The organism is Arthrobacter sp. SAFR-044, assembly GCF_059414985.1.
On record NZ_JBPFDN010000010.1, the window covers coordinates 131,455 to 152,150 of the forward strand.

The window sequence follows — 20,696 nt, forward strand, 5'->3', positions numbered from 1 at the left end:
TTTCGGAGGCTCAAAACGACAACAACTGCGAGCTAGTTGGGAGGGGTGGAGTTGGTGTTGGTGCCCGCCGGGTCTTCGTGGGTGGTATCCATTTCCCGAAAGACCTGCTGGGCGGTCTTGAAGGCGGTGTTGGCGGAGGGGACTCCGCAGTAGATGGCGGTCTGCAGCAGGATTTCCTTGATCTCGTCCCTGCTGAGGCCGTTCCGGAGGGCGGCGCGGATGTGCATGGCCAACTCCTCCCAGTGCCCATGCGCCACCATGGCGGTAATGGTGACCGCGGAGCGCATCTGGCGGGTCAGGCCGGGCCGGGTCCAGATTCCGCCCCAGGCGATGCGGGTGATCATGTCCTGGAAGTCGTCGGTGAAGTCATCCTTGTTGGCGTTGGCCCGGTCCACGTGCGCGTCGCCCAGCACTTCGCGCCGGACCACCATGCCGCCGTCGTAAATCTCCTGGCTGGTGGCGCCGGGCTGGACCACGCCGTGGCGTTCTGCGCTGCTCATTTGGCGGCCTGCCGTGATTCGGCCCAGGTGGCCAGGCTGCGCATCAGGTCCGCAACGTGTGCCGGTGCTTCCGCGGGTGCCAGGTGCGAAATGCCCTCGATCGTGACGGCCGTCGCGGTGCCGCCGCCAGCCGTGATGCCGCCCGCGACCTCCTCGGCCATCTCCGGCGTGGCTACGCCATCCAGGGCCCCGGCGATGACCTGGGTGGGGACTGTGATGTTGCCCAGCTCCTGCCGGACATCGAAGGCGGCCAGCGCTTCGCAGCAGAAGGCGTAGCTGAAGCGGTCGGCATCGCGCAGCGAGTGCAGGAGCCTGCTGCTGAACTCGGGTTCCCTGTCCATGAAGCCGGGTGCGAACCAGCGCTGCGCGGACCCCTGGATCATGACCGGCGTGCCCTGCGTGCGGACGGTTTCAGCGCGCTCCAGCCATCCTTCGGGGGTCCCGATCTTGGCGCCGCTGTTCTGCACGGAGAGGCTCTTCAGCCGTTCCCCGTGCTTGATGCCCAGCTGCAGGCCCACGGCGCCGCCCAGGGAGACTCCTGCGTAGTGGAAAACCTCGCCGGGGGCAATGGAATCCACCAGGTCCACCACGGCGTCGGTGAGCACGGGGACGTCGAACGTTTCGGTGGCGGCGGGCGAGACGCCGTGGCCGGGAAGATCCCAGGCCACCACGTCGTAATCGTTGCCGAGCAGGGTGGCGACGCGGTTCCACAGGATGGATGAGGTTCCCAGAGAGGGACCGACAACCATCAGGGGGTGGTCGCCCAGGGGACGTTGGGGGGACAGCAGCGCTGCCTTCAAAGCCGGCTTAGCCACGGGAAGCTCCATTCGCGTCGGTGGTAGGGGAAGTGAATTCGGGAAAAGCGGCCAGGACGCGGCGGGCGATCTCCGCCGCCTGGCCCAGGTAGCTGGCGGGGTCCAGGAGCTCCTCCAGCCGTGCGTCTGGAACGACGGCGGCGGCGACGGCGTCGCGGAACAGCTTGCGGTATGTGGCGGCCTGCTCCGGGGGAGGCGCCTGCAAGGTCCGGTCCACCACGTCCTGCAGTTGTTGCTTGCCGCTGCGGCCGTCCTTCTCCCCAAGGAGGGGGGCCACCGCGGCGCTGACGCCCTCAGCCAGCAGCAGCGGGCCGGACAGGTCAAGGTTGCGGCGCATGGCGTCCGGGAAGACCCGCAGCCCCCCGGCGAGTTCGTGGATGTGGCCCGCGGCCCCGAGGGCCAGGGCAAGCAGCTGGCGCAGGGCCGGCCATTCGGTGTGCCAAGCGCCGTCCGGGCGTTCGTCGTTGAAGTTGGCGGCTGCAACGTGCAGCTGGGCGGCCAGCTGGGGTGCCTGCAGTGCGGCGCTGCGGACCATGACGGACAGCACCGGGTTCTGCTTCTGCGGCATGGCGGAGGACACCCCCCGCCCGGCCGCCCGCGGTTCGGCGAGTTCCGCCACCTCGGGCCGGCTCAGGAACAGGATGTCGGCAGCAATCTTGCCGAAGGCGTCCAGCACAGATGCCAGCGCATGCCCCAGGGATGTGATGGCCAGGCGGTTGGTGTGCCAGGGAGCCGCGGCCGGGGCCAGGCCCAGCTGGGTAGCCAGGGCATCGGCCAGAGTGAACGGCGTGGACTGGGAGCCGTCCGTCAGCACGGTCCCGGCAGCGAGCGTTCCCGCCGCCCCGCCGAACTGCACCGGGAACTCCAGGCTTTCCAGTTGCCGGCCCGCGGCGGCCACGCCCTGGAACCACTGCGCGGCCCGCAGCCCGAAGGTATAGGGAAGCGAATGCTGCGTCAGGCTCCTGCCCACGCACAGCGTGTCCGCATGCTGCCCGGCAAGGTGCGCGAGCGCCGTCGTGGTGCCTTTCAGGTCCGCCAGCACCGCGTGGACGGTGTTGCGGGCAAGCAGCATCAGGGCAGTGTCCAGCACGTCCTGGCTGGTCAGGGAGGTGTGCACGGCCTTCGCGGCACCAACTCCGGCGGCATCGAGCGGCGCCACGTTCTTCCGGAGGTCCGCCAGCAGCGGGATCACCGGGTTGCCGCCGCCCTGGGCGCGCAGCGCAATACCGGCCAGGTCGTAGCGCCCCGCCTCGGCGGCGGAGGCGACGACGGCGGCCGAACCGGCGGGTGCCAGCCCGGCCCGCTGCAGCACGGCGGCCCAGCCCGCTTCGACGGCGAGGATGGCCGCCAGCACTGCCCGGTCCCCTGTCAGCGCCGCCACCAACGGCGACGCTGAGACGGGGGTAAGCAGGCCGGCGTCGGCCTCTTCCGCGAAGGCGCGCAGGTCTCCCAAAGCGGCGGCGTGGGTCACTGGAAGTCCAGGAAGACCGTCTCGCCCTCACCCTGGAGGCGGATGTCCCAAGTAAGGCCACCGTCGGGGTCGCGGCGGGCGATGAGCGTCTTGCGGCGCTCAGGCTCCAGCGAGGCCAGCAGGGGGTCCTTGGCCAGGGCCTCGGTGTCCTCCGGCAGGTAGATGCGGGTGAACAGCCGGTTGGTGAGGCCGCGGGCGAAGAGTGCCACGGAAATGAACGGTGCCGCGCCCGGCTTGGTGGGGCCGGGGTTGACGGTGGTGAAGGTGAAGACGCCGGAGTTGCCAACGGCGCCGCGGCCCCAGCCGGTGAAGGTGTAGCCGTCACGGACCAGGGAACCGGTGCGCTGGACAACTTTGCCGTCCGCGTCAGGCTGCCAGATCTCCAGGATGGCGTCAGGGATGGGGTGGCCGGCGCCGTCATAGACGGTGCCCTGCAGGCGGATGGACCCGGGGAAACCGGGTGGCAGCAGCTCGTTGTCCTTCTCGAACGGAAGCGCGTAGCCGTAGAACGGGCCCACGGTCTGGCCGGGGGTGGGTACCAGTTTGGTGCTCATCTTTCCTACTCCTCGTCGCCTGCGGCGCCCAGCGCCTCGTTTTCCGTCCAGGTCCGCTTGGGGCCGGTCAGGACGATGTCCCAGTTGTAGCCCAGCGCCCACTCGGGCTCGGTGAGGCTGTGGTCGTAGGTGGCCACCAGCCGGTCGCGGGCGTCCTGGTCCACGATGGTCTGGTAGATCGGGTCCAGCGGGAACAGCTGGTCGCCGGGGAAGTACATCTGGGTGATGATCCGCTGGGTGAATTCGGTGCCGAACAACGAGAAGTGGATGTGCGCCGGCCGCCACGCGTTCAGGTGGTTCTTCCACGGGTAGGCGCCGGGCTTGATGGTGATGAACCGGTACGAGCCGTCCGGGCCGGTGATGCAGCGGCCAATGCCCGTGAAGTTGGGGTCGATGGGCGCGGGGTGCTGGTCACGCTTGTGGATGTAGCGGCCGGAGGAGTTGGCCTGCCAGATTTCCACCAGCTGTCCCGCCACCGGGCGGCCGTCGCCGTCCAGGACCTTGCCGGAGACGATGATCCGTTCGCCCAGCGGTTCGCCGTTGTGCTGGATGGTGAGGTCCGATTCCAGGGCGTGCACGTCCTGGTGCCCGAACGCCGGCGAGAACAGCTCGATGGTTTCCGGGTCCGCGTGCTGCAGGCTCTTGGTGGGGTGGCGCAGGATGCTGCTGCGGTACGGCGGGTAGTCCAGGCGCGGCTGGATCTCCGGCTGGCCGCCGTCCTTGAGGGCGCGGCGGTATGCCTCGCCGATGGCGCTGATCTCTGCACTGAGGTCCGCCTGCGACTCGATGGCCTTGTCCAGGGGCTGGTGGGCAGCCTTGGGTTCGGCCGGGGGCACGAGCTCCTCCGACTCCAGCTCGGCGTTGATGTCTTCCTTCACGGCTGGCTCCTTTCTGGTTGTTGGGTTTGGTGCGTCTGGGTTTTGGGTGGTGCTGGTCTAGGTGGTGCGGTGCAGCGAGTCGTACTGGACTGCGTGCCGCACCGGGGCATTCGGGGCACCGTATCCGTCGTAACGGCCGCGGCGTTCCACCATTTCGAAGAACACGCTGCCCACGGTTGCGGTGTAGAAGTGCAGGAACTCGCCGTCGGCATCCCGGTCAAACAGCAGGTTGAGCTCCTGGAGCGTGGCCAGGAACCCTGGCTCGAGATCAAACCGGGCGTCCAGGTCCTCGTAGTAGTTGGCCGGAATCTGCAGGAACTCCAGTCCCCGCTCCCTGGCAGCACGGGCGGTGGCCACCAGGTCCTCCACGGCGAAGGCAATGTGTTCCTGGTAGGTTTTGCGGGCCTCATTCCTTGCCTGCTGTATCGGGGCGAGGTTCAGGACCAGCCGCACCGCGCCGTCGGAGGTCTGCATGACCTGCGAGCGCACCAGGCCGCTGGGGCTTGGGACTTCCGCGAACGGCTGCGGTTCGAGGGCGAGCGCGCTGGTGTAGAAGAGCACGGCTTCATCGAAGTGCTGCCACGGCTGGGCCAGGTTCACGTGGTCGATGACCGCGCTGGCTCCTCCCGAAGGGTGTTCCAGCCCTTCCCCGAATTCGTGCGTCCACGCGGCGGTGCCGTCCGGGCTGCCCTGGCAGAGGAAGATCTCGGTGGAGTCCGGCGCGGCGATGCCCTGGAACACTTCCTCGTCCGCCTGGACCTTGCGGGCTACCACGGGGGCCTTGAGCTGCTGGGCGCGGGCTGAGGCGATCACGGGGGAATCGACGTCGAACCCCAGCGCGGCGATGGCCGGGTCGGCGTGCCGTGCGGCCTGTTCGTTGATGATGACCCGGGCCTGGCCCATGGTCCAGAGCTGCACGTCCTTGGTGCGGTGCCGGCCCTCGAACTGGAACCCGAGCTGGCCCAGGAGCTTCTCCAGCTGGGCGGTGTCGTCCGCCTTGACCTCGGCGAAGTTGAAACCTGCGGGCTCGTTCACCTTGGGCAGGGTGGCAAGTTCCATGGGATAACGACGGCGGAGCGCGCCTGCGTTGCCGGGCGCGGCTTCGGCGCCGGCGAGCCATTTGGCGCTTTGCTCCTCCAGCCAGATCAGCGAGCGTATGGCATCCACGGCGGTGCGTTCGACGTCGGACTGGCGGAAGACGTCGTTGAACACCTCCAGGGAGACCGGGCCCGTGTAGCCGGCGCGGACCACGTGGCCCATGAACTTGGCCAGCTCAAACTGCCCTTCACCCGGGAACACGCGGTAGTGCCGGCTCCAGGACAGCACGTCCATGGAAAGCTTGGGGGCATCCGCCACCTGGACGAAGAAGATCTTGTCCGCGTTGATGTTCTCTATAGGCGCGGTGTCCCAGTCGCGGGAGAGGATGTGGAAGGAGTCCAGGCAGGTGCCCAGGTTGGGGTGGTCCACCATTTCCACCAGGCGGTAGGCGTGCTCGTAATCGTTGACGTACTTGCCCCAGGCCAGGGCCTCGTAAGCAACCTTGACGCCGTGGTCCCCCGCCAGGTTTGCGAGCTGTGCCAGTTGTTCGGCGCGGACGGCATCGTCGTCAATGGTGGCTGTGGCAACGTTGGAGCACACCAGGATGGTGTCCATGCCAAGGCGGGCCATGAGCTTGAACTTGGCCTCCGCGCGGCGCAGGTTGGCCTTCAGCAAGTCCGGCGTGACGCCGTCGAAGTCCCGGAACGGCTGGTACAGGTCCAGGCCAAGCCCCAGGTCGGCGGCCATCTTCCGCACGTCCTCAGGGCTGAGCGGGGAGGTGACCAGGTCCTGTTCGAAGATCTCGATGCCGTCGAAGCCGGCGATGGCGCAGGCCTGCATCTTTTCCTTCAGGGTGCCGGAGAGGCAAACCGTGGCGATTCCGGTGCGCATCAGGCGGCCACCTCCTCGGCGGCCACAAGCTCCAGGAAGTGGCTGCGCATGCGCGCCGGGTCCGCCTCGAGCCCGGTGAAGATCCGGAAGGCGTCGGCGGCCTGGCCCACGGCCATCCGGCCGCCGTCCAGCACCTCGCAGCCCTTGGCGCGGGCGCCGCGGACCAGTTCGGTGTCGATGGGGCGGTAGACGATGTCCGCCACCCAGTGCCGGGGCTCGAGCAGGTCCAGGTCCATTGGGACGCCGGGGTGCGCCACCATGCCTACGGGGGTGCAGTGCACCAGGCCGTCGGCAAGCGGCATCAGTTGCGGCAGCTCCGCCGTCGTGCGTGCCGTGACGGTGCTGTCGGGGAAAAAGCCCTGCAGCTCGGCGCCCCGCGCCGCAGCGCGTTCGGGGTCCATGTCCACCAGGTCCAGCGATTTCACTCCCGCACTGAGCAGGGCGTAGGCGACGGCGGACCCGGCACCGCCCGCGCCGAGCTGCACCACGCGGTCCAACCGGGCGTTGGGGAGGCCGGACGCGAGGGCTGCTGCGAAGCCGGAGAAGTCTGTGTTGTGGCCGATAAACCGGCCGTCGCGGATGACCACGGTGTTGACGGCGCCCAGCCGGCGCGCGTCAGGTGAGATCTCGTCAAGGTGTTCCAGGACCAGCTGCTTGCAGGGGTGGGTGATGTTCAGTCCGTTGAAGCCCAGGGTGCGGGCGCTGTGCAGGATGGCGCCCACGGATTCCCCGGTCAACCCCAGGTCCAGCAGGTCGATGGGCCGGTACAGGTAGCGCAGGCCCTGCACGTCGCCTTCCCGTTCGTGCATGGGCGGCGTGAGCGATGGCGTAACGCCATCACCAACCAGTCCTACCAGGTAGGACTCAGTTCGATTGCTCATGCGTGCAGCTCCTTTGGTACGGCACCAGGCGCGGAACTCAGCCGCATTGCAGGTGGTAGGGATTACGGTACAACAAATGTTCACTTATCGCACTCATGTTCTACATACGAACAAAAGTAGTTTTCGGGCCGGTCCTGATTTCGGGTTCTGCTACCGCTGCGGCAGCCTGGCCGCCAGTTCGGCAGCGGCTTCCTGCAGCAGGGGAACGTGCGCCACCAGCCCCTCAAGGTCCAGCCGGAAGACCGGCACTGCAGTTGCCAGCGAGGCAAAGGCGTGCCCCTGGTCATTGAGCAGCGGAACGGCCACAGCGCGCATTCCGGCCTCGTTCTCCTCGTCCATGACGGCGTATCCCTGCCGACGGACCTTTTCGATTTCGGTCTTGAACGCTTCGCGGTCCGTTATCGATTTGTCAGTGAGCGCTTCGAGCGGGACCTCGGCCAGCAGTTTTTCGCGTTCCGCGTCCTCGGCAAATGCCACCAGGGCCTTGCCCACCGCGGTGGACGAGAGCGAGCCCAGGTGGCCGGGGTCGCTGGTCACGCGGAAGGTCTGCGGTCCATCCACCTTACTGACGGTCAGATGGTGCAGTCCGTCGCGGACGCTGAGGATGGTGGCCTCACCGGTCTGTTCGGTGACCCGGCGGAGGATGGGCATGGCCGTGCCCGCGAAGCCGTGGTGGTTGGAGACGCGCTGTCCCAGCTGGAAGATCCGTAGGCCCAGGTGGTAGCGGCGGCCATCCGGCTCGTAGTCGACAAAGCCGTCGCGGGTGAGAGAGCCCAGCAGGCGGTAGGTGGTGCTGAAGGGAAGCTCGGCACGGCGCGAGATCTCCGCGGCACTGGCGCCGCGGGGTTCATCGCCCAGAAGGACCAGCAGCCCCAGGGCCTTGCCCACCATATCCGTGCGCTCCGCGGGACGGGCGCCAACCTTGCCTTCGGGCGGCATGGCATTTACGGGCCCTCCTGGGCGGCCGGCAGCAGCGGATTCTTCATCGGCCGCTGTGGTTTGGTTCACACTCATAGTGACGATGTTGCCACAATGTGAGAACTATTTCTAGATAGTGATTATTTTCTTGACAGGTGACTGCCCTCACAGGCATAGTTTCTGTATCGCAAAAGTAGCTCCCACCATGTGGCTACTATGGCCGGGTCTTCCGACCGGACTCCAGCCGCATCCCCCGCCCGCATCAAGGCATGGGCGGCCGCGCCCCAGATCCATCAGCGACAATGTCGTCACACCAAAGGAACACCATGAGCAAGACACTTCCGGCAGCAAGGGCGGGTGCCCTCACCTCCGCGGGGACTCCCAAGAAGGCCGCCCTCGCCAGCTTCCTGGGCAGCGCCGTGGAATACTACGACTTCTTCATCTTCGGCTCCGCCGCAGCGTTGATCTTCCCCACGGTTTTCTTCCCCAATGCCGATGCGAACGCCGCCATCATGTCCTTCGCAACCTTCGGGTTCGCCTATGTGGCGCGGCCCATTGGCGCCGTCATCCTGGGCCACTTCGGTGACCGGGTGGGCCGGCAGAAAGTCCTGATGTTCACCCTGGTGCTCATGGGTGCTTCCACCTTCGTCATCGGCTGCCTGCCCGACTTCCGCACGGTCGGCTGGTGGGCTCCGGCGCTGCTGGTGCTGGCCCGCCTGTGCCAGGGCCTCTCCGCTGCAGGCGAGCAGGCCGGCGCCTCCTCCATGACCCTGGAGCACGCTCCGGACAACCGCCGCTCGTTCTTCACCTCCTGGACCCTCACCGGCACCCAGGGTGGCCAGATCCTCGCGGCCCTGGTGTTCATCCCCGTCCTGGCACTGCCGGACGAGATCAAGTTCGGCATCGGCTGGCGCATCCCGTTCTGGCTGAGCGCCGCGGTGGTTGTGGTGGCGTTCCTCATCCGCCGCACCCTGCACGAGCCGCCCGCCTTCGAGGAAGCACGGAAGAACGCCCAGATCGCCAAGCTGCCCGTGGCCGACCTGCTCAAGGGCCACTGGCGCGACGTGCTCCGCGTGATCTGCTGCGCCTTCATCGCCGCCGTCTCCACCGTGTTCGGCACCCTGGCCATCAGCTACGCCAAGACCGTGGCCGGCGTGGACGGCACCACTACCCTGTGGCTGGTGGTTGCTGCCAACGTCGTGGCCCTGGGCACCCAGCCGCTCTTCGGAATGCTGGCAGACAAGATCGGCCGCAAGCCGGTCTTCATCTACGGCGCCCTGGCCAGCGCGGTCCTCACCCCCGTGTTCCTGCTGAGCCTTGAGTCCCACAGCGTCCCGCTGATGTTCCTGGCCGCCATCGGCTACTTCTCGTGCGGCTACGCAGCGGCCAACGCCGTCTGGCCTTCCTTCTACGCTGAAATGTTCAGCACCAAGGTCCGTTTCTCCGGCCTGGCCATCGGCACACAGCTGGGCTTCCTGATGGCGGGGTTCGCCCCGGCCATCGTGGCTGCCATGGGCGGCATCAAGCCCGGCGGCTGGGTGCAAATCAGCATCTTCACTGCCATCATTTGCGCCGTTGCAGCCGTGTCCGCCCTGACCGCCAAGGAATCCTTCCGGGCCCCCACCAAGCAGCTCGGCCTGAAGTAGCGGCGGTCCACCCCGAGTCACGCAACAGGCAAAGCCCGCCACCCCTGGAATGGCCAGGGATGGCGGGCTTCGTCGTGACATCCGGAAGGACCAGTGAAAAGCAGGCTAGATCGTGGTTGGCGATGCCTCCATGTCGCTGGCTGTCTCAAAATTCCGGCGCTTCCTCATCAGAACTGCGAAGTAACCGGCAGCCGCCGCGCCAACCAGCCCGATGCCGGCAGTGACAAGGAAGAACAAGTTGTTTGCTCCTGCCACATCGTCACCGAAGGCGGTATAAATCGCGCCGCTGATCTGCGGAATAAAAATGTCAGGCAGATAACCCACAAATGAAATGATGCCGATGGCGATACCAGTCGCCGCGGCAGGGACACGGCAATCATCAAGCAGCGACCAGTAGATCCCGCGGATTGCGTACAGGAAGAGGCCAACAACCACCACCAGCACGTAGGCCAGGGCATTCGAACCGCTTGGCAGGAGGCTCAGGCTAATGAACCCGAGAGCTGCGACAACCATTGAGACCGCCAGTACCCGGCTCTTGCCGAGCCTGTCTGCGAGGAACCCTCCTCCGAACCCACCGATTGGACGCATCCACAGGACGATTACCGTCACTACACCCGCATTCACCGGGCTCACGGCGTGATTCACATTGAGGAACCCGGAGAAGTAGTAGTGTCCCCAGAACAGCGTGTAGCCACAGAAGAGAACCAGGCTCATCACCCACACCTCGCGGATTTTCAGGATTCGCCGTACCGCGGCCAAAGTCGACTCAACCGGTTCTCCTTGGGACCTGGCGTCCTTTTGCTGACCGTCGGAAAGTACGAAGAAGACCAGGACGGCGATAACGACGAGCACTGCACAATACATATAGACCACAGCTTGGAAGCCTGCCTTGGTCTGCGTGATGTCGGAGGTGCCATCTCCGGCAAACAGTGCGAAAAGACCGACTGCGCAGCTGGCCAGAATTGCCTCCACCAGTCCCCGACCGCCGTCAAGCGCACCAAAGTAAGTACCTTCCTCGTTCTTATCCGCGAGAAGGCTGACAGTTTTAAGGATTGCACTCCAGAATGTAAAGACTGTGGCAAATCCCCAGACAAGGTATACGTAGACGAGAGTGGATTTGTCCGGTACCTGCGCGTAGAACAGGCCAGTCACTGCGGTGAGAACCAGCGAAAATGTGATGAGGTAACGCACCGGGACCTTATCGGCCAACCATCCGCTTGGTATGTAGCCGATAACGAAGATGATCCCGAGCATCGAGTAGAGGCCCGCCAATTCTGAGTTGCTGAGATGAAAGACGGACAGGATAGTGGATTCAAAGTTTTGTCGAAGGTACACAAGCGGATAGATTGAGCCCGCCGCGAGTATGAGCAATACAAGCTGAAAAATCTTCTTTGATTTGCCGAGCTTGAGCATGGAGCAGCTCCTTATTTGTCAGATAGTATTTTGTGGATTTTTTCCAAAATGGGGTCTGTGTGCATCGGTATTTCGGCCGCAACTGTGCACAACTGCTCGTACAGCGCGGCGTTCTGCGGGTCGGGTTCGAATCGGTCCTCTCGCCGAACCATATGGGCAGATGCGTCGTCGAAGTCCGGGTAAATTCCACAGGCCACGGCAACGCAGATGGCAGCACCGAGACCGGCGGCGTTCCGGACAACATTCCGGACCACTGGCATATTGAAGACGTCGGCGAAGATCTGCATGATGAGATCGCTGTTTGAGCCGCCACCTGAGATAACCAGCGTCCTAAGATCCATGTCTCGTTCGGCGGTCATGGCAGCCATGTTTCGCTTCATTGTGAAGGCGATGCCTTCCAGGACGGCGCGGTACATGTGCGCGTAACCATGCCGTTCGTCGAAGCCGATGAACATTCCCTTTTTAAAGGGCTTGTTCGGCGGTGCGAGCCAGTCGAGAACGCACAGCAGGCCGTCACTTCCTGCGGGAATGTCAGAAGCCAACCTGTTTAAGCGCTCCTCGGCACTGGTGCCGGCCTCCGCCGCAGCAAGGGCGTTCTCCGCACCAAACAGGTCCCGTAGCCAGGAGACGGTCCACATGCCCCGCCGGATGCCGCCGCATTCGTATATGTAGCGGTACGGCTCTGACGCGAAGTTCGAGAAGTATGTCCGCGGCTCGGCCGCAAATTCCTTCCCAACGACCATGCCGGCAATGTACGTGCCCAGCGAGACCAGGCCGGTTGCGTCGTCGCGGAGGCCGGAACCCAATGCCTCGGCAGCCTTGTCGTTTGCGGTGTGGACCACAGGTATCCCCTGTGGGATCCCTGTGAGCTCCGCAAAGGTGGTGTTCACAAAGCCGCCGACGTCGCCCGGCATCTGCAACCGGTACAACATGTCACGCGGCACATTGAACGACTCGAACTTTTCCCGATCGTCAAACCAGTCCCATGTCCGGCCATCCATGGGCCAGGGTCCAATGTAGTTGGCCGCGGTGTCCGTTAGCCCCCCAGTGAGCCGGCCCATGAGATACCCCGAAGCGGTGGTGACGTAAGCGACGTCGTCGTTGTTGTGTTCATACGCTTTGGAGAGCCGATGGTCCATCCAGCTTTGGACAGGCTCGGCCAGGGTCCCGTCGCTGCGAACCAGTGCCCGGCAACACCGGATGGTGCACAACCCCACGCCAATGATGTCCTTGCGATTTCCAGGAAAAGCCCTCATCGCCCGGGCGGCCGCGGCAACGATGGAGTCATAGAGGTCGTCGTTCGGGTGTTCCGCAATACCCGCCCCGGGCGTGTGCATGGGGGCCAGGGGCTCACTTGCCTCGCACACGACCCGGCCGTTGGTGTCGAAGATGACTACCTTTGAGCTTTGGGATCCACCATCAAGTCCGATGATGTAGTTGGTGGTCATGTCATGTTCCTCATCTGCGTTGCCGGCGCCTAGCGCACCAGGTAACCGCCGTCGACGCTCAGGATGTGACCGTTGACGTAATCGGACGCCCGGCTGGCCAGGAATACTGTCGCGCCCATGAGGTCCTGGGTTTGCCCCCAGCGGTTCGCCGGGATATGGTCCAGGACCCGCCGGTTGGCTTCAGGATCAGCTCTGGTCGCAGTGGTTAGTTCTGTGGCGTAGTAGCCGGGTGCAATGCCGTTAACCTGCACACCAAACTGGGCCAACTCGTCGCAGTAGGCCTTGGTGAATCCTGCAATACCGTGCTTTGTGGCTGCATAGGCCGGCGACCATTGCCCTCCGAGGAATGTGAAAACCGAGCAGATGTTGATGATCTTGCCGCTGCCCTGCGGAACCATGTACTTGGCGCACTCGTGTGACATTTCGAAGGCGGCTGTCAGGTTCAGCGCCACCATGGGGTCCCATTGCGCACGGGTGTAGTTGAGGACGTCGGGTTCGTTGATGCTTCGCCCCGCACAGTTGACGAGAATATCCACGCTCCCAAATTCGGATATACAGGCATCCACAACCTTTTTAGGGTTTCCCTCCACCGTGATGTCGGACTTGACGTAGGCGTATTTTGCGCCGGCTTCCTCGACCATGGTCCCCGTGCTGCCATCATCAGGCATGATGCTGGCAGCCAGCACATTGGCGCCTGCCTTGGCCAGCGCAAGTGAAAAGGCCTGACCGAGACCGGTGTTGCCTCCGGTTACGATCGCATTCTTGCCTTTCAATGAGAAGAAACTCATTTGAAATTCGGCAATGTTCAAATCGGGCATACAAACTCCCTGGTTCTGAGTTGATTCTGGGCTGGATCAGAGCGGGAAGATTGTCCCTGGATTCATGATGCCATTCGGGTCAAAGGCAGACTTGAGGGTCTCCAGCATGTACAGCGAGGAACCGTATTCTTCTGCGAGAAAGTGCGTCCGGTGCTTTCCCACGCCATGGTGATGGCACATTGAACCGCCGAGCTTGAGCGTTTCCTCCACGATTATGTTCTGGATGGGGTCGTGGTAAACCGTGCGTTCCTCGGTGGGGTCCACGTCAATTTTGTAGTAATAGACGAAATACATATTTGTTCCGTTGAGATAGCTGTGGCTGGAGTGGCCGCCCAAGAGGCTGAATTGCGCCGGCACTTCGTTCCGGATTCTTGTGAGCGCATTAATGTAGATGTCGTTGATGACACTCCAGTTTCCGGAGATCTCTGTGGTGAAGCCGTTATTCAGGGTCTCGCGAATTTCCACCCTTTCCTCTTCGATCTTGGAGACGTCCCAGTTCAGGTGGTTAAACCAGTCCTCGATCAGCGAGTCTGCAACCCGATCTGCAGCAGTGAAGGAGGAGACAATTTGCTCAATGGCTTTACCGGTGGCATCGGCGATGAGTTGGGGGCCCTCCGCCATGAAAATCAGTACGCAACGGCCTTCGGAGAAGTGCCCGAAGTGGTACAGCCCATCTTCTTTGTCGTAAAGGCGGGCAACAGAAGGCTTGTAGCCCTGCGTGACTACTTCCCGGAGGATTTCGAAGCCCGTCTTCATGTCGTCCAGCAGATATCCGTAGAACCGATTGTTTTCGGGGAAGTAGCGGAAGATCTTGACGCTTACCTCCGTGATGAAGTTGAGGGCACCCTCGTTTCCCAGCACCAGGTGACGGATATCCGGGCCGGCCGCCCGCCGCGGAACATTCTTGATTCGGCAAATCTCACCATTGGCAAACACCGTCTCAACGCCGACGAGCATGTCCTCGATGCCACCGTAGAGAGTCGAGAACTGTCCAATGGATCGCGTTGCAACGAGCCCTCCGAACTGTGCAATTGGCTTCGACTGGGGGGAGTGGCCGGTCGTGTAGCCGATCTTTCGAAGTTCGTCCTCAAGATCCTGCAGCCGAACGCCGCACTGGACGGTCGCCAGCATATTTTCGGTGTCAATGTTGATGATCTCGTTCATCAATGACCCGTCAACAACGACAGAATTTTCAACGACGGTTTCAAGGCCGCCCTCCGTTGCTGAGCCTCCAGTCTTGGGGACGATACTGATTCCATATTCGTTCGCGAGCTTTAGTACTGATGAAACTTCTTCCGGAGTACCCGGCTTTACGACTGCCGCAGGCAGAGGCAAGGAATAGATACCAAAGATATTTTCGACCTTGTAATAGCGGTCGACGCTGTTCTCCCGCAGCGTCTGCTCATCGGTAATTACGCGGTCGCTGCCCAGGATATCGGCGTAGGCGCTGACGATCTCTTCGCGTTTGAGGGTTGTCAATTCTTATGTTTCCGTTCGTGTTAGGCGTTCGCGCTTTTGCGGGCTGACTCAACCTCCACCTTGTTCAGGAAAGGCACAAAAAAAGAGAACAGCGATCCCCTTGGAATTGGGGGTCGCTGTTCTCTAGTTTTTGAGCAACCGTCACGGGCAGAGCCCGGAACAAGTATGAAGTTTTAAGTTGAAAAGGACTCTAGCATGTGGCCGGAGGTCTGCCTAGGGGCAGTTTTGTTTTTCGCTACATGAGCCACACATCCCGGTTGGACGAAGCCACTGCTGTGGCACCAGCACCCAGCGCGCCGATCACGTCCTCCTTGTCACATACCAGTCCACCAGCAATCAGCGGGAGATCTATGTCTTCGCAAACCCATGAGATTACTCGGGGCATGCATCCCGGCAGGATCTCGATGGCGTCTGCGCCCGATACGGAGACCTGTTTGGGCAGATTGTTGTAGCTGAACGAATCGATCAGGAAGAGACGGTGAATTGACAGGAATCCCGCCGTCTTTGCCGCACGTACCATGGCAGCCTTTGAGCTGAGAATGCCGTCGACATGCGTGTTCGCCCTCAGAAAATCGACCACGACCGGCTTGCTGGCGAAACCATCAAGGAGGTCCACATCGACAAAGACCGTCTTGCCGGCCGCCTTGAGCGTCTCCACGATCCCTCTGATCGACATCACGGATCCAAAGAGGACAAAGACAACAGGGCATGGGGCTGTCAGAACCGCCCGCAAACCGTCCTCATCCTTGATGCTTGCGATCACTGGGTGATCCGACAGCAGGGCATTTATCTTGGCAGATTCATCCCGCGCAAAGCGGCTCTTGGTCGGTGATTCTGCCACAGCACTTATCTCCTGGTGTAAGGATCCGTCTCGTTGCGGGAAGCCAAACGGTGCCATCTTCGAGAACGCTTCAACAATGGTATCCCCGGTCCATGGCGTCCGTATCTGGTTGGATACGAACCGCGGCGGACCTGCCGTGTGGACACGCAGTCTGCGGCTACCGGCCGGTCTCCAGCACCGAGGCGAGGTCGAAGTTCACCGGCTCTTCCAGCTGCGCGTAGGTGCAGGATTCGGGGTCCCGGTCCGGCCGCCAGCGGTTGAACTGCGCGGTGTGGCGGAACCGGTCGCCCTCCATGTGGTCGTAGCGGACCTCCACCACCAGTTCGGGCCGGAGCGGAACGAAGGACAGGTCCTTGCCTGCGCTCCAGCGGCTGCCCTCGGCGTTGCGGGGCGTCCGTTCGCCTTCCTCCTGCTTGGCCCAGGCCCAGGGGTGGTTATCGAAGTCGGTGACCAGTGGCTGGAGTTCCTGGAACAGCTCCTGCCGCCGCTTCATCGGGAAGGCGCCGATCACGCCCACGCTCGCCAGGCCGCCGTCGTCCTTGTACAGGCCAAGCAGCAGCGAGCCGATGGCGTCGGGCCCGCTCTTGTGGAGGCGGTAGCCGGCCACCACGCAGTCGGCGGTGCGCTCGTGCTTGACCTTGAACATCACCCGCTTGTCGGGTTCGTACCGGCCGCCCAGCCGCTTGGCCACGATGCCGTCCAGTCCGGCCCCCTCGAACTGTTCAAACCAGTGCGCGGCCGTTTCCTTGTCCGTGGTGGCGGCGGTGAGGTGGACGGGCGCCTTGCTGGCCGCGAGCGCCTTCTCCAGCGCGGCCCGCCGCTCCGAGAAAGGCCTGCCGGTGTAATCCTCATCGCCCAGTGCCAAGAGGTCGAAAGCCACAAAACTGGCCGGGGTTTGTTCCGCCAGCAGCTTCACCCGGCTGGCGGCGGGGTGGATGCGCTGCTGGAGCGTGTCGAAATCCAGCCTGTCCCCGGACGCCCCCACCAGGATGATCTCGCCGTCCACCACGCAGCGCGGCGGCAGGTTCTCCTTGAGCGCGGCTACGAGTTCCGGGAAGTACCGGGTCATGGGTTTTTCGTTGCGGCTGCCGATCTCCAGGTCATCGCCGTCGCGGAAAATGATGGATCGGAAGCCGTCCCACTTGGGTTCGTAGCTGAGGTCCCCGCCTCCGGGGATTCCGTCGATGCCGCTGATGGCCTTGGCGAGCATGGGCGGGACGGGCGGCATCACGGGAAGTTCCATGTGCCCATTCTTGCCCGGCCGGTGGCCCGCGCGGTAGGGCGGCGCGCCCGGCGTCAGGCCGCCAGCAGCCAAACGATCAGCACCAGCACCGGCGCGGCAGCCGCCGTGGAGAGCAGGATCGTTTCGCGCGCCACAGCCACGCCGCGCCCGTATTTGCTGGCGAACAGGAACACGTTCTGGGCCGACGGCAGCGCCGCCATGAGCACCACGCCCAGGAGCATGCGGTGGTCCAGGTCGAACAGGAAACGTCCGACGACGAACGCCACCGCCGGCATCACGGCGGACTTCAGCGCCGTGGCAGTGAGGATCTCAGCCGTGTGCCCGCCGCTCCGGAGCATCCTGGTGCCCTGCAGCGACATGCCGAAAGCCAGCAGCACCACCGGGACGGCCGCTCCGCCCAGGAGCGTCAGCGGTGCCATCACCGGGTCCGGCAGCTTCACGTGGAACGCCGCGAGGACCACGCCCAGCAGCGAGGCGATGATCATGGGGTTGCGGAAGGGCTGCGTCAGCATCAGCCGCGGTGAGAACCGCCCGGCCGCGGAAAGGTCCAGCAGGGTCAGGACCAGCGGGGCGAACAGGAGCAGCTGGACCAGCAGGACCGGGGCCACGGGGGTGGCGTCGCCAAGGGCATAAAGCGTGATCGGGATGCCGATGTTGTTGGCGTTGACGTAGGAGCCCGCCATCGCACCCACCGCCGTCTCGGCGAGCGGCCGCCGGAACCAGATCCGGCTGGCAGCCACATACAACAGCGCGGTGACGGCTGCGGTGATCATGGCCAGCGGAACAAAGGCCGAGAAAACCACGGACAGGTCGGATTTCAGCACCACCGTGAAGAGCAGCACCGGGTTGGTGATGAAGAAGGCGGTACGGGTCAACGCCGAGATGGTGGGTTCATCGCCCAGGCCGCAGCGCGCGGCGACATAACCAACGGCAATGACGACGCCAATCACCGCCAGGCCGATCAGCACACCGCCCATCGAGGTACTCCCCTTCCCGTCCCACGCGTTCCGCCGCGAGCCGGAATGCAGTACCACAAGTCTCTAACTTATCTGACAAGCAGCCCCTGCCCGCACCGGTTTTCCGGCGGACCCTCGACAGGGCAGGGTGCGGGACGGTAGAGGTTATCGATGGTCACTGTCGGTTTTCACGCATCGCACGAACAGATCAGCCCCGGCCAACTGCTGAAGGACGTCCAGCACGCCGAACGCGCCGGTTTCGATGCGGCGATGTGCTCGGACCACATCGAGCCGTGGTCCGCGCGGCAGGGGCACTCCGGCTTCGCCTGGTCCTGGCTCGGAGCAGCGCTGGCCACCACCGGCCTGCGGTTCGGAGTGGTGACCGCGCCCGGCCAGCGGTACCACCCGGCGATCATCGCGCACGCGTCAGCAACGCTGGCCGGCATGTTTCCGGGCAGGTTCTGGTTCGCGCCGGGCAGCGGGGAAAACATGAATGAGCATGTCACGGGTGATCCCTGGCCACCGAAAGACATCCGGCAGCGCCGGCTTGAGGAGTGCGTGGACGTGATCCGCCGGTTGCACCGCGGCGAGGAGGTCACCCACCGGGGCCTGGTGACGGTGGAGCAGGCGCGGATCTGGGATGTCCCTGAAACCCCGCCGCCGTTGATCGCACCGGCCATCAGCGTGGACACGGCGCGCCGGGCAGCGGCCTGGGCGGACGGCCTGGTCACCGTCAACCAGCCCGCACCGAAGCTGCGCGATATGCTGGCCGCCTACCGTGACAGCGGGGGCAGGGGGAAGGCCGTGCTGCAGGTGCATTTGTCCTGGGCCGGCACAGAGGATGAGGCCCTTGATATCGCATTGGACCAGTGGCGGACCAACACGTTCGCGCCGCCCATCCCTTGGGACCTGCCCACGGCAGGACATTTCGACAGCGTGGGCGAGCATGTGCACGAGGAGCAGGTCCGCAGCACGGTCAACGTTTCCGCCAGCCTGGAGCAGCACGTGGAGTGGCTGGGCGGGTATGCGGAGCTGGGCTTCGACGAGCTGTACCTGCACTTCGTGGGCCAGGAGCAGGCGTCCTTCATCGATGCGTTCGGCGCGGACGTCCTGCCGCAGCTGCGCACCCTTGGAACCACGGCTGCCGGAGCCCCCGCTGAACCGCAACTGGTCCGTGCAAGTGCCATACCGGCGTCGGACGCTCCGGCATGAGGATCGCGGAGACGTCGGACCTGTGGTGGAAGAACGCCGTCATCTACTGCCTGGACGTGGAGACATTCTTTGACGACGACGGCGACGGCACCGGTGACTTTGCCGGCCTGACCCAGCGGGTGGACTACCTCGCCGCGCTTGGCGTGACGTGCATCTGGCTGATGCCGTTCTACCCGTCCCCGGACCGCGACGACGGCTACGACGTGACGGATTTCTTCGCGGTCGACTCCCGGCTGGGGACCCTTGGCGACCTGGTGGAGTTCATCCGTGCCGCACAGGACCGCGGCATGCGGTTGATCGCGGACTTCGTGGTGAACCACACCTCGGACCAGCACCCCTGGTTCGTGGAGGCGCGGAAGTCCACCGACAACCCGTTCCGGGACTTCTACGTCTGGCGGCAGGACACGCCCCCGGACACGTCCTCCGAAGTGGTGTTTCCCGGGGAGGAAAACTCGCTGTGGACCCTGGACGAGGCCACTGGCGAGTGGTACCTGCACATGTTCGCCAAGCACCAGCCCGACCTGAACGTGATGAACCCGCAGGTCCGGGACCAGATTGCCAAGGCGATGGGGCTGTGGCTGGAGCTGGGGCTGGACGGTTTCCGGCTGGATGCCGTGCCGTTCTTCCTGGAGACGCGCGGGCAGCCAAAGGACGAGGCGGCGAACATCGATCCGCACGCCTACCTGGCGGCGCTGCGCAGTTTCGTAAGCCGGCGCAACGGCAGTGCCGTGCTGCTGGGCGAAGTGAACCTGCCGTACAAGGAGCAGCTCGAGTACTTCGGCGGGCCGGAGGGCAATGAGCTGAACATGCAATTCGATTTCATGTCCATGCAGCACATCTACTTGTCGCTGGCCCGCCAGGACGCCCGGCCGCTGGCGGAGACGCTCAAGAGCCGGCCGGCCATCCATCCGGACAACCAATGGGCCATGTTCGTCCGGAACCACGACGAGCTCACCCTGGACAAGCTCAGCGACGGCGAGCGCCAGGAGGTGTTCGCCGCGTTCGGGCCGGAGAAGAACATGCAGATCTACGGCCGGGGCCTGCGACGGCGGCTGCCGCCGATGCTGGGCGGGGACCCGGAGCGCCTCCGGATGGTGTATTCGCTGATGTTCTCCCTGCCCGGCACGCCCGTGTTGTTCTACGGCGAGGAGATCGGCATGGGCGAGGACCTCCGGCAGAAGAGCCGGGCCGCGGTCCGCACGCCGATGCAGTGGAACAGCGAAAAGAACGGCGGCTTCTCCAGCGCCAAGGCGTCGGACCTGGTGGCCCCGCTGGTGCGGGGCCAGTACGGGCCGGAGAACGTCAACGCGGCGGCGGGCAAGCGCGACCCGGCATCGCTGTTCACCTTCATGGCCACGCTGATCGCGCGCTACCGGGAGGCGCCCGAGTTGGGCTGGGGCGTCTTTGGGGTCATCGACCAGCCCGAGCCTGCGGTGTTCGCCCACACCTGCAGTTCCGACGGCGGCACGCTGGTGCTGCTGCACAACTTCGGCGAGGACCCGGTGAAGGTCAGCGGGAAGGTGGGGCCGGGGGACGGGCCGCAGGCATTCCGGGGTGCCATGCTGCTGGACCTGTTCGACGGCGGCAACGCCGCCCTGGATCCCGATGGCGGCTTCCAGGTGGAGCTGGGACGCTACGGCTACCGCTGGTTCCGCGTGCACCGGAAAGGCGACCGGCTGGCCCCGTAGCCTCCG

18 protein-coding genes are annotated in these 20,696 nt (G+C 64.3%); 3 read left to right on the forward strand and 15 right to left on the reverse strand.

Annotation, left to right across the window (positions count from 1 at the left end; all coding sequences use genetic code 11):
* Positions 1 to 32: 32 nt before the first annotated feature.
* The 8 genes from pcaC to ACR65J_RS16110 form a co-directional block, all read right to left on the reverse strand.
* Positions 33 to 500: a 4-carboxymuconolactone decarboxylase gene (pcaC, locus tag ACR65J_RS16075; RefSeq protein ID WP_440170906.1), complete on the reverse strand. Its 468-nt coding sequence runs from the start codon at positions 498 to 500 to the stop codon at positions 33 to 35.
* Positions 497 to 1,315, reverse strand: coding sequence for an alpha/beta fold hydrolase (locus ACR65J_RS16080; protein WP_440170908.1), 819 nt, complete (start codon positions 1,313 to 1,315; stop codon positions 497 to 499). Before ACR65J_RS16080 ends, pcaC begins: the two co-directional genes overlap by 4 nt.
* Positions 1,308 to 2,786, reverse strand: coding sequence for a lyase family protein (locus ACR65J_RS16085; protein WP_440170910.1), 1,479 nt, complete (start codon positions 2,784 to 2,786; stop codon positions 1,308 to 1,310). The genes ACR65J_RS16080 and ACR65J_RS16085 overlap by 8 nt, the downstream gene beginning before the upstream one ends.
* A complete protein-coding gene (pcaG, locus tag ACR65J_RS16090; protein ID WP_440170913.1) occupies positions 2,783 to 3,340 on the reverse strand; it encodes a protocatechuate 3,4-dioxygenase subunit alpha in 558 nt (185 codons plus the stop codon). The genes ACR65J_RS16085 and pcaG overlap by 4 nt, the downstream gene beginning before the upstream one ends.
* Before the next feature lie 5 nt (positions 3,341 to 3,345).
* Positions 3,346 to 4,218 (reverse strand): protocatechuate 3,4-dioxygenase subunit beta, encoded by an 873-nt coding sequence (gene pcaH / locus ACR65J_RS16095; RefSeq protein WP_440170915.1) that lies wholly within the window; start codon positions 4,216 to 4,218, stop codon positions 3,346 to 3,348.
* Positions 4,219 to 4,275: 57 nt separating this feature from the next.
* A complete protein-coding gene (locus ACR65J_RS16100) occupies positions 4,276 to 6,147 on the reverse strand; it encodes a bifunctional sugar phosphate isomerase/epimerase/4-hydroxyphenylpyruvate dioxygenase family protein (RefSeq protein WP_440170917.1) in 1,872 nt (623 codons plus the stop codon).
* Complete coding sequence (locus ACR65J_RS16105; protein ID WP_440170919.1) at positions 6,147 to 7,028, reverse strand: shikimate dehydrogenase; 882 nt, start codon at positions 7,026 to 7,028, stop codon at positions 6,147 to 6,149. Before ACR65J_RS16105 ends, ACR65J_RS16100 begins: the two co-directional genes overlap by 1 nt.
* A 150-nt stretch (positions 7,029 to 7,178) precedes the next feature.
* Positions 7,179 to 8,042, reverse strand: coding sequence for an IclR family transcriptional regulator (locus ACR65J_RS16110; protein ID WP_440170921.1), 864 nt, complete (start codon positions 8,040 to 8,042; stop codon positions 7,179 to 7,181).
* A gap of 230 nt (positions 8,043 to 8,272) precedes the next feature.
* On the opposite strand from ACR65J_RS16110, the gene ACR65J_RS16115 reads away from it, so the two are divergent.
* A complete protein-coding gene (locus tag ACR65J_RS16115) occupies positions 8,273 to 9,592 on the forward strand; it encodes an MFS transporter (protein WP_440170923.1) in 1,320 nt (439 codons plus the stop codon).
* 105 nt (positions 9,593 to 9,697) lie between these two features.
* Here the strand turns inward: ACR65J_RS16115 and ACR65J_RS16120 are convergent, their stop codons facing one another.
* The 7 genes from ACR65J_RS16120 to ACR65J_RS16150 all read right to left on the reverse strand — a co-directional run bounded on the left by ACR65J_RS16120 (position 9,698) and on the right by ACR65J_RS16150 (position 17,811).
* On the reverse strand, positions 9,698 to 11,005 hold the full coding sequence (locus tag ACR65J_RS16120; protein ID WP_440170925.1) for an MFS transporter: 1,308 nt from the start codon (positions 11,003 to 11,005) through the stop codon (positions 9,698 to 9,700).
* Positions 11,006 to 11,016: 11 nt separating this feature from the next.
* The gene (locus ACR65J_RS16125; RefSeq protein ID WP_440170929.1) at positions 11,017 to 12,453 is read right to left on the reverse strand and encodes an FGGY-family carbohydrate kinase; all 1,437 of its coding nucleotides are present in this window, start codon (positions 12,451 to 12,453) and stop codon (positions 11,017 to 11,019) included.
* A gap of 29 nt (positions 12,454 to 12,482) precedes the next feature.
* Positions 12,483 to 13,271 (reverse strand): SDR family oxidoreductase, encoded by a 789-nt coding sequence (locus ACR65J_RS16130; RefSeq protein ID WP_440170930.1) that lies wholly within the window; start codon positions 13,269 to 13,271, stop codon positions 12,483 to 12,485.
* A 36-nt stretch (positions 13,272 to 13,307) separates the two neighbouring features.
* Entirely contained in the window at positions 13,308 to 14,750 is a 1,443-nt protein-coding gene (locus ACR65J_RS16135; protein ID WP_440170932.1) for an FAD-binding oxidoreductase, read from the reverse strand.
* 235 nt (positions 14,751 to 14,985) lie between these two features.
* On the reverse strand, positions 14,986 to 15,591 hold the full coding sequence (locus ACR65J_RS16140) for a glycerol-3-phosphate responsive antiterminator (RefSeq protein WP_440170934.1): 606 nt from the start codon (positions 15,589 to 15,591) through the stop codon (positions 14,986 to 14,988).
* Positions 15,592 to 15,748: 157 nt separating this feature from the next.
* A complete protein-coding gene (locus tag ACR65J_RS16145) occupies positions 15,749 to 16,834 on the reverse strand; it encodes an ATP-dependent DNA ligase (RefSeq protein ID WP_440170937.1) in 1,086 nt (361 codons plus the stop codon).
* A gap of 53 nt (positions 16,835 to 16,887) precedes the next feature.
* On the reverse strand, positions 16,888 to 17,811 hold the full coding sequence (locus ACR65J_RS16150; RefSeq protein ID WP_440170939.1) for an AEC family transporter: 924 nt from the start codon (positions 17,809 to 17,811) through the stop codon (positions 16,888 to 16,890).
* A gap of 150 nt (positions 17,812 to 17,961) precedes the next feature.
* Between ACR65J_RS16150 and ACR65J_RS16155 the strand changes: the two genes are divergently transcribed.
* Both ACR65J_RS16155 and ACR65J_RS16160 read left to right on the forward strand, forming a co-directional pair.
* Positions 17,962 to 19,002 carry a TIGR03885 family FMN-dependent LLM class oxidoreductase gene (locus tag ACR65J_RS16155; RefSeq protein ID WP_440170942.1) on the forward strand — a complete coding sequence of 347 codons (1,041 nt, stop codon included), beginning with the start codon at positions 17,962 to 17,964 and terminating at the stop codon, positions 19,000 to 19,002.
* Positions 18,999 to 20,690, forward strand: a complete 1,692-nt coding sequence (locus ACR65J_RS16160; protein ID WP_440170944.1) for an alpha-amylase family protein — start codon at positions 18,999 to 19,001, stop codon at positions 20,688 to 20,690. Before ACR65J_RS16155 ends, ACR65J_RS16160 begins: the two co-directional genes overlap by 4 nt.
* The last annotated feature ends 6 nt before the right edge of the window (positions 20,691 to 20,696 follow it).